Genomic DNA, 12,930 nt, shown 5'->3' with positions numbered 1-12,930 from the left:
TGAGCAACCCAGTGATCCGAGTGAAAGGAGCACCACGCATGCCCGTCGACGGGCCCGCCTCGTCCCGCCGCGCCTTACTGGCCGCCGCGGCGTTACTTCCCCTGGCCGGCTGCGGCACGGCCGGCACCGACCGGGCGGACCGAGCCGCCACGACCACCCGGCCCGCCCCGAGGCCGAGCCGCCGTACCCCCGCCCCGCCCGTCCACCGCCCGCGCCTCGCGGACCTGGAGCGCGAGTACGGCGCCCGCGTCGGCGTCTACGCCCTCGCGACCGGCACCGGCGCCACGGCGGTCCACCGCGCCGACGAGCGCTTCGCGTTCTGCTCGGTCTTCAAGGCCCTGGCCGCGGCGGCGGTCCTGCACCACCGCTCCCTCGGCGGCCTGGACCGGCGTGTCACCTACACGCGGGCCGACCTCAAGTCCACCGCGCCGGTCACCGGACGCCACGTCGCGACCGGCATGACCCTGCGCGAACTCTGCGACGCCGCCGTCCGCTACAGCGACGGCACGGCCGGCAACCTGCTCATGCGCGACCTCGGCGGCCCCGCGAAGCTCACCGCCTATCTGCGCGGACTCGGCGACACCGTCAGCCGCATGGACCACTACGAACCCGAACTGCACGACGTACGGCCCAAGGACCCCAGCGACACCACCACACCCCGCGCCGTCGCCGCCGACTTCCGCGAGCTGCTCCTGGGCACCGCCCTGCCCGCCGGGGAACGCGCCCTGCTGACGGACTGGCTCTCGCACAACGCCACCGCGGTCGGCGCCCGCCGCATCCGGGCCGGACTCCCCAAGGGCTGGCAGGTGGCCGACAAGACCGGCACGGGCAACTACGGCCGGGCCAACGACATCGCGATCGTCCGCCCGCCCCGCACGGCACCGCTCGTCCTGGCCGTCATGACCGACCGGCCCGGCTACGACGCCGAACCCTCGAACGCCCTGATCGCCGAAGCCACCGCACGGACCGTCACCGCCCTGGGGTTCTAGAGGCCCCCGGGCCCCCGGTGGCCTATAACGGGGCCATGATCTACCACTGCATACCGCTCACCGAGTGGCACGCCGCCCCCGACGGGCCGTACGCGCCCGCCTCCCTCGCCGAGGAGGGCTTCGTGCACTGCTCACCGGACGAGCCGACCACGCTCGCCGTCGTCAACGCCTTCTACCGGGCCGCGCCCCGGCCCCTGCTGGTGCTCGCCCTCGACGAGGCCCGCCTCACCGCGCGGGTGGAGTGGGAGGCGGCGGACCCCGCCCCGCCGCCCGGCGTCGACGAGGCCACCCTCTTCCCGCACGTGTACGGCCCCCTCGACCGGGACGCCGTCGACCACGTCCTGGAGGTGCGGTGGGACGAGGAGGGCCGGGCCGTCGGGCTCGGGAACACGAACGGGTGAGCGGTACGACAGGATGACCCGGTGAGCGAACAGGAAACCCCCGACACCCCCAAGGCCCCCCTCCCCGCCCTGCGCCCGGTCCACGGCGCGGCCCGCTGCGCCGTCGTCGCGCTCGGCCTCGCCGCGCTGGCCTGGGCGGCCCGGGCGGTCTGGCACGTCCGGCTGGCCATGACCGGGCAGCCGGCCTCCGGCCCGCCGGACCAGGGCGGCGGCACCCACCGCCCGCTGACCGCCCTGGAGGACTCCTACCACCTGGTCAGTTCCGTCGGCGCCGCCGTCATCGTGGTCTGCGCGCTCGCGTTCCTGTCCTGGCTGGACCGCGTCCGCGACAACGCCCGTGCCCTGTCGGGCGCGGAGCCGCGGTACGCGTCTCTCTGGCTCCTCCTGGGCTGGGTCGTCCCCGTCGTGAACCTGTGGATACCCCGGGGCATCGTCGCGGACGCCCACCGGTCCGTCTTCCCCGACCGGCGGCTGCCGGCCGTCGTGAACTGGTGGTGGGGCCTGTGGCTGGCCGGTCTGGCCGGCGGGGTGGGCCTCGTCTACGCCGACTCCACGGACGAGGTCATCGCCCGCGCCTACACCGACGTCCTGCCCCTGCTCGCCGCCGACGCGGTGATCGTGGCGGCGGCCGGGGCCGCCGCCCTCATGATCCGCACGCTCACCACGGCACTGCAGCAGAGCATGGACGAGGCGGCACGCCCCGCCGCCTGAGCGGTCCGCTACCGTTCCCGAGGCCGGTACACCGACGCCACGAACGAGGCGGTCACCCGCACCGGCACCGCCAACTCCGCCACCCGGCGCCGCAGTTCCCCGTCATCGACGTGACGCGCGGCCGGGCTCATGGTCACCAGACCGGCGACGTCCTCGGCGGTGAGGCTCATGGCGTACTCCAGGGACTCGGCGCGCTCGTGCCGGAAGCGGTCCGCCAACGTCCGGCGCAGGCGCTCCTCCTTCCTGGGGTCGACCGCCAGCAGCCCCATGGAGCCGCGCAGTTCGTGCAGGTGCCGGTCGCTGGGCGTGACGACGAGCAGGGCGCCGTCGGGCCGCAGGACGCGGTGGAACTCCGGCCCGTTGCGGGGCGCGAAGACGTTGAGCACGAGGTGGGCGCAGCCGGACCGGACGGGCCACGGCTGCCAGACGTCCCACGCGGCGGCCTCACCGCGGGCGTGGGCCCGGGCCGCGGCGCGCAGGGCGGGCGTGGAACTGTCCAGCCCGAGCCCCAGGGCCCCGGGGAGCGCGTCCAGGACCGACGCGAGGTAGTGGCCGGTGCCCGCCCCGGCGTCCAGTACGACGGCGTCGGGCGGGGCGAGTTCCGTGGCGAACCCCGCGAGGGTACGGGCGAGCGGGTCGTAGTGCCCGGCCCGGAGGAACGCGCCGCGGCACCTGACCATGTCGGCGGAGTCGGCGCTCGCGGCCCGGCGGTGGCCGGTCAGCAGACTGACGTAGCCGTGCCGGGCGATGTCGAAGGTGTGCCGGGCCGCGCACCGCAGCGCACCGTCGGCGCGTTCCAGGCCCGACGGGCACAGGGGGCAGGTCAGGACGGTCAGCAGCCGGTCGGACGGGCGGTGTCGGCCGGTTCCCGCAGGGGTGGTCGGCATGAATGCTCCTCGACAGCTCGGCAGGACGAAGGCCCTGTCCCGAGCTGGATGCAGGCGGTGAACGGAGAGCCGTCGGTGCCCGCGGACGGCGGGCACGCCGAGGACGGCGACGTGATCGGCTCACGTCGCCGTCCTCACCGCGGTGTCAGAGGAAGCAGTGCGGAATGCCGGTGCATGCCATACGGCCAGGCTACCGGTTGCCGCCGAACGTCACGACGAGCCGCCCGTCCGAGCCGAACGACCAGCGCAGGGCCCCGGCGTAGGAGGAGCAGCGGGAGCCGTTCGAGCCGGACCAGAACTGGTTCGAGCTGTCGGAGTTACCGATGATCCGGTCGTTCGAGCCGCTGTCGCACGAGGTGTTGTTCCGGAACACCGACGTGCTGCCCGAGTCGAAGTTGAAGTTGCGCTGCTCGTTGCCGATGCTCACGTTGTCCGAGACCTGCATCGCGCCGGTGTTGCTGTTGTAGGTGAAGCCGTGCTTGCCGTTCTGGTAGGCGATGCTGCGCCGGACGACGTGGTTGACGCCGATGTCGTCGCCGCCGAGCTTGTAGCCGTTGCGGTCACCGTTGCCCGCCTGGGAGCCGTCGCTGAGGGTGCCGTTGTCGTAGGCGAGGGAGTCCTCGATGGTCACCGCGCCGATGGGGCCGGTGTCCGTCTTGGTGTAGAGGTCGTAGCCGTCGTCGATGTTGTTGTGGGCCACGGTGTAGCGGAAGACGTTCCCGGGGCCGACGGTGAGCTTCGGGGCGAAGCCGTCGGCGTCCTCGCCGTCGGAGTCGACGTTGTCGTGCGATTCCGCGCTCAGGATCAGGTTGTGGGACGGCCACTGGTCCTTGGGCGTGCTGGACAGCGCCCGCGAGAGCTGGAGCCCCGAGTCGCGGTTGAAGCGGGTCACCGTGCGCTCGATGACGTTGTTGCTGCCGCCGATGAAGATGCCGTTGTCCCCGGCGCGTTCGACGACGATGCCCTTGACGTGCCAGTACGACGCGTTGACGGCGAGACCGCGGTTGGCCGGGTCCTCGCTCTGGGCGGAGAAGTTCAGCACGGGGGTCTCGCCCGGGTAGGCGAACAGTTCCGTGCGGTCGCCGGACGTGCCGTTCCGGCCCGCCGGGATGGTGACGGTCTGGGAGTGGCGGTAGGTGCCGCCGCGCAGGTAGATCGTGCCGCCCGTGGAGATGCGGCTGATCGCGGAGGTGAGGGTCGTCGGGTTCGACTCCGTGCCGGCCGCGCCGTCCGTGCCGCCCGGGGACACGTAGAGGACCGGGCCCGTGGGCTGCGGGTCGCTGCCGCTCGTCTCGACGTCGGCGTAGTCGATGTTGGGCAGGCCGCCGGAGGTGGTCGGGGCGAGCCGGACGGTGTTGCTGCCCGAGCGCAGCGGCACGGTCAGCGTCTTGGTCGCCCAGGTGCTCCAGGCGCCGGTGCCCTCGAAGGACGCCGTGCCGGCCGTCGTGCCGTTGACCACGATGTTCGCGGCTCGTGCGGAGGTCGCGCCGTTGGCGAAGCGGACTTTCAGGGTCGCCGTTCCGGCGGCGGACGCGGTCACGGTGAACTGGGCGTAGCCGCCGGTTCCGTTGTCGCCGTTGCAGAAGCCGCTGCCGGAGTATCCGGCCCAGTTCGATTCGATGGCGCCGGCGCAGACGGCCGGCGACGTCTCGGCCTCGTACCGGACGGTCGCCGCCTGTGCCGTGTTCCCGGACAGTGCGACGAGGCTGCCGGCCAGGAGGCCGACGGACGCGATCACTGGTCTCAGGTGCATCGTTCGTCTCCAAGGTGAGATCAGACGCAGGGGACTGGCTGGAGTAAGCGCTTTCTGGGAACGTAGGAGTTTGCCGTGGACGCGTCAATAGACGTGTACATGATTTCCATTCACACTCATGAACAATCGGTTGTCCGTCTCCTTAACTTCGACGGCTACCGTCCGCCCGGTGAACGAACTGTCGGCTGTGTACCTGCCGGAGCTGACCGCCGGGCGGCTGCTGGGCTCCTGGCGGCTGGACGTTCCGGCGCTGCTGCTCGTCGTCGTCCTGGGAGCGCTCTACGGCTGGGGCGTCGCGCGCGTCCGCGGCCGGGGCGGCTCCTGGCCGTTCGCGCGCCTGGCCGCTTTCGTCATGCTGGGGCTGGGCACGATCGTCGTGGCCACCATGTCCGGGCTGGCCGTCTACGACCATGAACTGTTCTGGCCCGCCGCCGTGCAGAACGTCGCCCTCGATCTGCTCGCGCCGCTGGGTCTCGCCCTCGGCGACCCGCTGCGGCTCGCGGTCGAGGCGCTGCCGGAGGGCGGTGCGGGCCGGGTACGGCGGATCATGACCGGCCGGCTGGTCAGGACACTGACGTTCCCCCTCGTCAGCACGGTCCTGGTGCTGGCCACGGAACTGACCGTCTACTTCACGCCGTACTTCGCCACGGCGCTGCGCCTGGGCTGGCTGCACGAGCTGATGTACCTGCATCTGCTGCTGGCCGGCTGTCTGTTCGTCCTGCCGGTGCTCACCCGCGAAGAGGCCCTGCCCGCCTGGTGCACCCACCCCGTCCGGGCGGCCCTGGTCTTCCTGGACGGCATCGTCGACGCCGTCCCCGGGCTGGTCGTCATGACGCACGGCACCCTGATCGCGGGCGCCTGGTACCTGCACCACGCGCCGCCCTGGTCCTCCGACGTCCACCACGACCAGCAGCTCGGCGGCGGCGCCATGCTCGGCATCGCCGAACTGGCCGCGCTGCCCTTCCTGCTGACGATCCTCGCCCAGTGGGCCCGCGCCGAGCGCGCCCAGTCGGCGGCACTGGACCGTCGGCTGGACGGCGAACTCGCCCCGGCTGCCCCGGAGTCCGCGGGCGGTCCGGCACCCGAACTGGTGCGCCCTTGGTGGGAGACCGAGAAGGGCGAGGTGGCGGAAAGGGTGCGACGCCAGGGGCACGGCGCCGGGCAGGCTGAACCGTATGGCGACCTATGACTCCCTCGGCACGGCCTACGCCCGGACGCGGCGGCCCGACCCCCGGATCGCCGCGCGGATCCATGCCGCGCTCGGCGACGGCATCACGAACGTCCTGAACGTCGGAGCGGGCACCGGCTCGTACGAACCGCCGCAGACGGTCCTCGCGGTCGAGCCCAGCCGGGTCATGCTCGACCAGCGGCCACCGGGAGCCGCACCCGGCGTGCGGGCCGTCGCGGAACACCTGCCGCTGCGGGACGGCGCCGTCGACGCCGCCATGGCACTGCTGACCGTCCACCACTGGTCCGACCCGGCGGCCGGGATCAGGGAGCTGCGCAGGGTGGCCCGCCGCCGTGTCGTCGTCCTGACCTGGGACCAGGACGTCTTCCGTGAACGGTTCTGGCTGGTACGGGAGTACCTCCCCGAGGCGGCGGCGTTCGACGACACCCGTGCCGTCCCCGCCGGTCGGCTGGCCGACCTGCTCGGCGGCGCACGGCAGGAGACGGTCCCCGTCCCCCACGACTGCGCGGACGGGTTCGCCGCCGCGTACTGGCGCCGTCCCCACGCCTACCTCGACCCGCGGGTGCGGGCGGGGATCTCCCTGTTCGCCCAGACCGGCGAGGACGTCATCGCCCCCGGCCTGGCCCGGCTCGCGGACGACCTGACGAGCGGCCGCTGGCACACCCGGCACGCCGGGCTGCTCGCGCTCGACGCCGCCGACATGGGCTACCGGCTCGTGGTGGCCGAACTCTGAACCGTGTCCGGGCGGTTCGCCGACGGGACCGGTCGTGCCGGGGTCGGGGCGGCCGACGGGGTGCGGGGCACGGCCGTCGGGCGCGTGGCGTCGGCCGGGGCGTCCGTGCGGGGGTGGGTCGTTGCCGGGGCCGGGGCCTCGGACGGAGCCGCCGATGAAGGCGAAGGCGAAGGCGTTGACGAAGGCGAAGGCGCCGAGGGTGAAGGCGTCGGTGCCGGGGTCGGAGGTGCCGTGGTCGCGGGGGGCGGGGCCATCGGGACCGTCGGGGAACGGGGGTGCTCCGGGGCAGTGAGGCGCAGGGGGAGGGCGATGAGGGCCGCCGCCGCGCAGCACAGGCCGGCCCCGGCCGCGGCGCGCAGCACGCGTCGGCGGGTCGCCCTGCGGCGGATCACCTCGTACTGGCCGGGGGGCACGCCCAGGTAGTCGGGGGAGGAGGGCCGCAGGATCACGGCGAGCGGGTCGTCGGGGCCGGACTCCCGGTCGTCCCAGTCGTCGTCAAGGCGTGTGGTCAAGGCTTCTCCTCAGGTGGACGCGGAGCAGTTCCCGGGCCGCGTGCAGGTCGGCCTTGACGGTTCCTTCCTTGCGCCCGGTCAGCACGGACACCTCCCGGATCGGCATGTCAGCGTAGTAGTGGAGGAGGATCGGGACGCGGAGTCGTTCCGGGAGCGACTGCACGAGCAGACGCACCGACGGGTCGGCCTGCTCGGGATGGGCCCGTACGGCGGCCTCCGAGGTGACGCGGTGCATGGCCCTGCGCTCGCGCTCCAGTTTGCGCCAGTGGTCCCGGACGAGGTTGGCCGCGGTGACGTAGAGGAAACCGCGGGGTTCCGCCACGGACGTCCAGCGGGCCCAGAGCCGGGTGAACGCCTCCGAGGCGATCTCGTGGGCCGTCTCGTCGTCGTCGACGAGCCGGCGGCACCAGCCGGCCAGGCGCGGGTAGAGGGCGGCGAACAGCTCGGACGCGGCCTTCTCACGGGACCGTTTCAACGCTCTCCAGAGGTGGGGGACTCGGCGCCGCTCAGCGCCGCGAACACGATCACGTTGTCCGCGTATCCGTCGCCGGTACGCGCTCCGCCGCACGTGATCAGCCGCAGTTCCGGGCGGTCCACGTTCCCGTAGACGTCGTCCACCGGGAAGCGGGTTCTGGGGACGGTCCGTACCGCCGTGACGGCGAACTCCGCCGCCGTGCCGTTCTCCAGGCGCGCCACGATCCGGTCGCCGCGGTGCAGCTCGGTGAGGCGGCGGAAGACGCCGTCGCCGTACCTGCCGACCGTGACGTGCCCGAGGATCACCGACGGCCCGGTCCGGCCCGGCGTCGGCGAGTGCCGGTACCAGCCCGCCCGGTCGTCCGCCGTCACCGGCGGCACCCGCACCGTGCCGTCCGGGGCCAGGCCCAGACTGATGACGGGGGTGTCCACCCCGATCGCGGGGATCAGCAGCCGGACCGGGACCGAACGGGCCAGGGGACGCGCCTGCTCGGCCGGGACGGTCCGGTGCGGGGACCGCGGCTGTGGTGCGGTGCTCCCGGACTCCGGCGCCGTCCCCTTGGTCCCCTGGCCTGCGCAGGCCGTGAGCAGGGACGCCAGCGCCGCCGTGGTGAACGCGCGCCTGGAGAACGCGGTCATGCCCCGGTCGCCCGGCGACGCCGCACGACGACGAACGTCCCGCCGCCCAGGGCGAGCACCGCGGCGGCGCCCGCGCCGATCGCCGTGCCGCCGACGCCGGAGTCGGAGGACGACTCAGTCACACCGGTGTCGGGCGCGCCGCTCGGCACGACGGAGACCTGGTCGTCGTCATCGGCCGGTGCGGGAGTCGGCGCGGCGCTCTCCGCCGGGCGGGCGCCGGACTGGTCGCGCGTCGGCTCGGCGGGGGCGGCCGTCGGTTCGGCGCTCTCCGCCGGCTCGGGGGTGGGCGCGGCGGCCGTCGGGACCGGGCTCGGGGTCGTCGCCTCGCTCGCGAACGCGGGGCCGGTGCCCAGGAGTACGGCGGTGCCCGCGAGGGCCAGGGCGGTGAGGACGGTTCGGCGCATGGGAACGCTCTCCTTCGTCGGTCCCGCCCGGTGAAGGGCGGGGTGCGTGACGGGTCGAGCGGAGAGACGAGGCGGCCGTGGGGCAGGTTGTAAAGAGATGGCAAAGCCCGGATCGCGTGTGGTCTCACCCGCACGTGGTCCGAGCCGCGAAATAATCGGCTGCGCAAGGGAGTCGGCGGCGATAGCATCCCGGCGATGACGACTCACTCTGTTGACAGATTGGGGGTCCCGTCCGCGCCAGGTGAGTGCTGATGCTCACCCACACCGCGAACGAGGGCTCCCCGCTCTCCATCGGGCCGCTTTCCTTCTGGCCGCGCGTGCGCGAGTTCGCCGTGCCGCCCTCCATGATCGAGACCGCGACGGCCCGGCGCCGTGTCGGGGACTGGGCGGGCGCGTGCGCCGCCGCGGGCGTCGACGTCGACCTCCAGCCGCGTGCCGTGGCCAGGGCCCACGGCCGGGAACTCGCCGCCCGGCTCCGGGAGGACCTTCGTCACCTGGCCCCCGACCTGCTGCGCTGGCACCTGCCGAGGATCGCGCCCGACGGGCTGCTGCGGCCGGGGCTGACCATCCCCCTGGCCCGGTACGACGCGGCCGGGCGGGACGGCGTCGGTCCGCTGCACCTCGTGGTGCGGACGCCGCCGGCCTGGGCGGACGCCGGTCAGCGGATCAGCCTCGCCCTGTGGGACGCGTCCCACGCGCAGGCCGCCGACCGCCGTCATCCGCATCCCCGTCCGAGCCGGCGGTTCCGTCTCGACCTGCACCGCCACCTGTGGGACGCGCGCCGGGCCGGTGAGCTGGGGGTGCGGTGCGGGGCCGAACGGCTGCCCGGTGACGACCGTTCGGCCGTGGCGATGAATACGGAACTGGCCGGCCTGTTGCCGCCCGGGCACCACTGTGCCGTCGACCGCTGGGCCGCCGAGGCGGCGATCCTGCTGCATGCCGAAGGGCGTTCGAGCGGCAGGGTCTGCGTGCGGCTCGGTGGGCGCAAGCGGCTCGTGCTGGACGTGTCCGACGGGGCCGTGGTGGCGTACGGGCACAGGGGTGACGCCTCGCTGCCCGTCCTGCCCGATGCCGCGACCTGGGTGCTGCCCGACCTGGAACTGCTCCGGGCCGGGGCGATCGACGCCGGACGGCTGCATCCGCTGGTCGCCTCCGCGTTGGGGGTGGAACGGGTGCCGGCCGGCACCTCCCGGGCGCCGCAACGGGCCGGTGATCCACGGCTGGTGGAGTGCCGGGGCGCCCGGCACCGGATCGGCCTGGCCGACGGTGTGCTCGCCGCGCTGGACCACGAGCCGGCCGAGATCCGGCGCGAGGAGCTGCTGGTCGCCCTCGGCGGACCCCCGCTGCCCTGCCTGCGGGCCATCGACGACGCCCACCGCCGCCCCGACTGTCTCACCGGCGTCCGCGAGCGCCTCGACCACGGCGACGTCGCCGGTGCGCTGGCCGTCGTGGAGGGCTTGCTGGGCCCCGAGGCGGTGCTGCGCAACGGCCCGCTGCGGGACGCGCTGGAGACGGCGGCGCGGCGGCGCATCGCCTACGGACTGTTCCGGGCGGGCCTGGACGGGCCCTCGCCCGGCAGCCTGCGCCCCTGGGACCGCCGCCGTTCCCGTGACCACGGCCCGCGCCCACGCCACATGTGACCTCGTCCTGCCCCACGCTCCCCCGAAAACCTTCAGCCCCTCCCAGACCCACAGGTGATCACACATGCCCTCACGCATCACGTCCACGGCCGACACCGCCACCCAACTCGACACCGCCGGCGACCTGTTGTCCCTGCTGCGCGACACCACCACCGAACCCCGTCCCGACACCCAACTGGAGGCGCTGACCCTGGCCGTGGCCGCGGACCTGCCCGTCCTGCTGTGGGGTGAGCCGGGCATCGGCAAGACGGCGGCCCTCACCCAGCTCGCCACCGCCCTGGATCTGCCGCTGACCACGGTGATCGCCAGCGTGCACGAGCCGTCCGACTTCTCGGGGCTGCCGATCGTCGGCGACGACCCCGCCGAACAGGGCGTCCCGATGGCCCCGCCGGACTGGGCCGTACGACTGGTGCGGGCCGGCCGGGGGCTGCTCTTCCTCGACGAACTCTCCACCGCGCCGCCCGCCGTCCAGGCCGCCCTGCTCCGGCTCGTGCTGGAGCGGCGGATCGGCGCACTGCGGCTGCCGCCCGGCGTGCGGATCGTGGCCGCCGCCAACCCGCGTTCCTCGGCCGCCGACGGCTGGGAACTGAGCCCGCCGCTCGCCAACCGCTTCGTCCATCTGCAGTGGGCGCACGACACCGAGGTCGTCGTACGCGGACTCGGCGGGACCTGGCCCCGGGCGACCCTGCCCCGGCTCGATCCCGGGAAGCTGCCGGAGGCCGTGGCCTTCGCCCGGCGTGCCGTGTGCGGGCTGCTCTCCGCACGCCCCGGGCTCGTGCACCGGCTGCCCAGCGGAGAGACCCGCCGGGGCGGGCCCTGGCCGTCGCCCCGGAGCTGGGAGATGACCCTGCACCTGATCGCCTTCGCGACCGCTGCCGGTTCCTCCCGGGACGTCCTCTCGCTACTGGTGCGGGGCACCGTCGGGGACGGGCCGGGCCTGGAACTGCTGGCGAGCATCGACCGGATGGACCTCCCGGACCCCGAGACGCTCCTGGCCGACCCGGCCGGTGCGGTCCTGCCCGAGCGGGGGGATCTGCGCCAGGCCGCCCTGGACGGCGTCGTCGCCGCGGTCCGGAGCCGTCCGGAGAAGTCCCGCTGGGACGCGGCGTGGGCGCTCCTGGTCAGGGCGGTGGAGAGCGGGCCGCCGGACGTGGTGGTCGTCCCCGCGACCACGCTCGCCGCACTGCGCCGGGAGGACTGGGACGTACCGGCGACGATCGAGAGTCTCGCCGGGGTGGTGTCCCTGTCCCGCCGGGCGGACGACGCGGCGGCCCGGACGAAGCCGTCGGCCACGGCGAGGGCGGGCCGATGACCGGGCAGGAACCGGACACACCCCCGGCGCCGGACACTCTCGGAACTCCTGCCGCGCTCGACCGCGCCAAACTCTTCGCCGCCCGCCTGCACGCCGCCCGGGTCCGCCCCTACCTCGCGACGGCCCTGTTCGCCCTGCACGTCGTCGAGTCGCGGCGGGTCCCGACCATGGCCGTCGACCGGTACTGGCGGTGCTACGCGTCACCGGCGTTCGTGGACCGTACGCCCGTCGAGGAACTCGCGGGCGTGTGGGTGCACGAGGTGTCGCACCTGCTGCGCGACCACCACGGGCGCGGAGACCGGGTCGCGCGCGAGCGCGGCCTGAGCGGCCCGGCGGAGCGGCTGCGGATGAACATCGCCGCGGACCTGGAGATCAACGACGACGTGTACGGCGAGGGGCTGGCCCGTCCGGAGGGCGCCGTCCGTCCGGAGACACTGGGGCTGCCTGAGGGCCAGTTGATGGAGGACTACCTGAGGCAGTTCCGCCTCGGCCCGCGGATGAGCGACCTTGCCTGGCTGGACTGCGGCAGCGGTGCCGACGGCCTGGACAGGGAGTGGGAGCTCGGCCCGGAGGGTGCGCACGGCCTGAGCGAGCAGGAGCGGGACGGCGTGCGTTTCCGGGTGGCGCAGGGCATCACGGGCCGTCCCGGCAACGCCCCGCAGGGCTGGCGGCGCTGGGCCGACGAGGCCTTCCACCCGCCCCAGCCGTGGCGGGAGTTGCTGGGCGCGGCGGTCCGCTCGGCGGCGTCCGGCCCCGGCGCGGGCGAGGACTACACCTACGGCCGTCCGGCCCGCCGCTCGGCGAGCGTGCCCGGGGCGGTGCTGCCGAGCATCAGACGCAGGCCACCCCGGGTGTCCGTCATCATCGACACGTCCGGGTCGGTCAGCGACGCCGAACTGGGCAGCGCGCTCCTGGAAGTGGCCGCGATCTCCCGGGCCGTGGGCGGCCGGCGCGACCTGGTCACGGTCGTGCCCTGCGACGCGTCGGCCCGGTTCGTGCACACGCTGTGCCGCGCCGAGGGCATCCCGCTGACGGGCGGCGGCGGCACGGACCTGCGCACGGGCTTCACCCGGGCCCTGCGCGCCCGCCCCGCCCCGGACGTCATCGTGGCCCTGACCGACGGCCAGACCCCCTGGCCCGGCACCCGTCCGCCGTGCCGGACGGTGATCGGCCTGTTCCCGCGCCGCTATCAGAGCCATGCCTACGACGAGACGAACCCCGAGTACGTCCCGGACTCACCCCCGGCCTGGGCCCGCGTGGTGGACATCGGATCATGACGGTCCAAC

General features: G+C 74.2%; 14 protein-coding genes. 8 read left to right on the top strand and 6 right to left on the bottom strand.

Features of this window, described 5'->3' with window-relative positions; all coding sequences use genetic code 11:
* Nucleotides 1-38: 38 nt before the first annotated feature.
* From bla to MQE23_RS21630, 3 genes are read left to right on the top strand one after another with little or no spacing between them, the layout of a single operon-like run.
* Nucleotides 39-989 carry a class A beta-lactamase gene (gene bla, locus MQE23_RS21640; RefSeq protein WP_020269832.1) on the top strand — a complete coding sequence of 317 codons (951 nt, stop codon included), beginning with the start codon at nucleotides 39-41 and terminating at the stop codon, nucleotides 987-989.
* A 35-nt stretch (nucleotides 990-1,024) separates the two neighbouring features.
* Nucleotides 1,025-1,390, top strand: coding sequence for a DUF952 domain-containing protein (locus MQE23_RS21635; protein ID WP_243379953.1), 366 nt, complete (start codon nucleotides 1,025-1,027; stop codon nucleotides 1,388-1,390).
* A 21-nt stretch (nucleotides 1,391-1,411) separates the two neighbouring features.
* Nucleotides 1,412-2,101, top strand: coding sequence for a DUF4328 domain-containing protein (locus tag MQE23_RS21630; RefSeq protein WP_243379952.1), 690 nt, complete (start codon nucleotides 1,412-1,414; stop codon nucleotides 2,099-2,101).
* A gap of 8 nt (nucleotides 2,102-2,109) precedes the next feature.
* Here MQE23_RS21630 and MQE23_RS21625 read toward each other — a convergent pair whose 3' ends face one another.
* Together MQE23_RS21625 and MQE23_RS21620 are read right to left on the bottom strand one after the other, a co-directional pair.
* Nucleotides 2,110-2,988, bottom strand: coding sequence for a putative RNA methyltransferase (locus tag MQE23_RS21625; protein WP_243379950.1), 879 nt, complete (start codon nucleotides 2,986-2,988; stop codon nucleotides 2,110-2,112).
* 190 nt (nucleotides 2,989-3,178) lie between these two features.
* Entirely contained in the window at nucleotides 3,179-4,741 is a 1,563-nt protein-coding gene (locus MQE23_RS21620) for a carbohydrate-binding protein (protein ID WP_243379949.1), read from the bottom strand.
* 178 nt (nucleotides 4,742-4,919) lie between these two features.
* Here MQE23_RS21620 and MQE23_RS21615 point away from each other — a divergent pair, with 178 nt between their 5' ends.
* Both MQE23_RS21615 and MQE23_RS21610 read left to right on the top strand, forming a co-directional pair.
* Nucleotides 4,920-5,930: a cytochrome c oxidase assembly protein gene (locus tag MQE23_RS21615; protein ID WP_243382702.1), complete on the top strand. Its 1,011-nt coding sequence runs from the start codon at nucleotides 4,920-4,922 to the stop codon at nucleotides 5,928-5,930.
* Nucleotides 5,917-6,663, top strand: coding sequence for a methyltransferase domain-containing protein (locus MQE23_RS21610; protein ID WP_020269838.1), 747 nt, complete (start codon nucleotides 5,917-5,919; stop codon nucleotides 6,661-6,663). Before MQE23_RS21615 ends, MQE23_RS21610 begins: the two co-directional genes overlap by 14 nt.
* Here MQE23_RS21610 and MQE23_RS21605 read toward each other — a convergent pair.
* The 4 genes from MQE23_RS21605 to MQE23_RS21590 are packed head-to-tail and all read right to left on the bottom strand — an operon-like array spanning nucleotide 6,636 to nucleotide 8,692.
* Nucleotides 6,636-7,175: a hypothetical protein gene (locus tag MQE23_RS21605; protein ID WP_020269839.1), complete on the bottom strand. Its 540-nt coding sequence runs from the start codon at nucleotides 7,173-7,175 to the stop codon at nucleotides 6,636-6,638. The genes MQE23_RS21610 and MQE23_RS21605 overlap by 28 nt on opposite strands.
* Nucleotides 7,159-7,650, bottom strand: coding sequence for an RNA polymerase sigma factor (locus MQE23_RS21600; RefSeq protein ID WP_010032387.1), 492 nt, complete (start codon nucleotides 7,648-7,650; stop codon nucleotides 7,159-7,161). The genes MQE23_RS21605 and MQE23_RS21600 overlap by 17 nt, the downstream gene beginning before the upstream one ends.
* On the bottom strand, nucleotides 7,647-8,288 hold the full coding sequence (locus tag MQE23_RS21595; protein WP_020269840.1) for a class F sortase: 642 nt from the start codon (nucleotides 8,286-8,288) through the stop codon (nucleotides 7,647-7,649). Before MQE23_RS21595 ends, MQE23_RS21600 begins: the two co-directional genes overlap by 4 nt.
* Nucleotides 8,285-8,692: a Tat pathway signal sequence domain protein gene (locus MQE23_RS21590; protein ID WP_243379947.1), complete on the bottom strand. Its 408-nt coding sequence runs from the start codon at nucleotides 8,690-8,692 to the stop codon at nucleotides 8,285-8,287. Before MQE23_RS21590 ends, MQE23_RS21595 begins: the two co-directional genes overlap by 4 nt.
* A 251-nt stretch (nucleotides 8,693-8,943) precedes the next feature.
* On the opposite strand from MQE23_RS21590, the gene MQE23_RS21585 reads away from it, so the two are divergent.
* The 3 genes from MQE23_RS21585 (at nucleotide 8,944) to MQE23_RS21575 (ending at nucleotide 12,921) form a co-directional block, all read left to right on the top strand.
* Nucleotides 8,944-10,332 carry a hypothetical protein gene (locus MQE23_RS21585; protein ID WP_243379946.1) on the top strand — a complete coding sequence of 463 codons (1,389 nt, stop codon included), beginning with the start codon at nucleotides 8,944-8,946 and terminating at the stop codon, nucleotides 10,330-10,332.
* A gap of 64 nt (nucleotides 10,333-10,396) precedes the next feature.
* Nucleotides 10,397-11,644, top strand: a complete 1,248-nt coding sequence (locus MQE23_RS21580) for a MoxR family ATPase (protein ID WP_243379944.1) — start codon at nucleotides 10,397-10,399, stop codon at nucleotides 11,642-11,644.
* Entirely contained in the window at nucleotides 11,641-12,921 is a 1,281-nt protein-coding gene (locus MQE23_RS21575; protein WP_243379942.1) for a VWA-like domain-containing protein, read from the top strand. The genes MQE23_RS21580 and MQE23_RS21575 overlap by 4 nt, the downstream gene beginning before the upstream one ends.
* Nucleotides 12,922-12,930 lie beyond the last annotated feature (9 nt).

This window comes from Streptomyces sp. HP-A2021 (assembly GCF_022807935.1).
Taxonomy (GTDB): Bacteria; Actinomycetota; Actinomycetes; order Streptomycetales; family Streptomycetaceae; genus Streptomyces; species Streptomyces afghaniensis.
The sequence above is the reverse complement of the archived record's forward strand: the minus strand, read 5'-3'. Positions and strand labels throughout refer to the sequence as shown.

Excerpts from the sequence above, each read along its gene's own strand:
- bla (WP_020269832.1), top strand. The coding sequence starts at position 39 with ATGCCCGTCGACGGGCCCGCCTCGTCCCGCCGCGCCTTACTGGCCGCC.
- MQE23_RS21635 (WP_243379953.1), top strand. The coding sequence starts at position 1,025 with ATGATCTACCACTGCATACCGCTCACCGAGTGGCACGCCGCCCCCGAC.
- MQE23_RS21625 (WP_243379950.1), bottom strand. The coding sequence starts at position 2,988 with ATGCCGACCACCCCTGCGGGAACCGGCCGACACCGCCCGTCCGACCGG.
- MQE23_RS21620 (WP_243379949.1), bottom strand. The coding sequence starts at position 4,741 with ATGCACCTGAGACCAGTGATCGCGTCCGTCGGCCTCCTGGCCGGCAGC.
- MQE23_RS21610 (WP_020269838.1), top strand. The coding sequence starts at position 5,917 with ATGGCGACCTATGACTCCCTCGGCACGGCCTACGCCCGGACGCGGCGG.
- MQE23_RS21595 (WP_020269840.1), bottom strand. The coding sequence starts at position 8,288 with ATGACCGCGTTCTCCAGGCGCGCGTTCACCACGGCGGCGCTGGCGTCC.
- MQE23_RS21590 (WP_243379947.1), bottom strand. The coding sequence starts at position 8,692 with ATGCGCCGAACCGTCCTCACCGCCCTGGCCCTCGCGGGCACCGCCGTA.
- MQE23_RS21585 (WP_243379946.1), top strand. The coding sequence starts at position 8,944 with ATGCTCACCCACACCGCGAACGAGGGCTCCCCGCTCTCCATCGGGCCG.
- MQE23_RS21580 (WP_243379944.1), top strand. The coding sequence starts at position 10,397 with ATGCCCTCACGCATCACGTCCACGGCCGACACCGCCACCCAACTCGAC.
- MQE23_RS21575 (WP_243379942.1), top strand. The coding sequence starts at position 11,641 with ATGACCGGGCAGGAACCGGACACACCCCCGGCGCCGGACACTCTCGGA.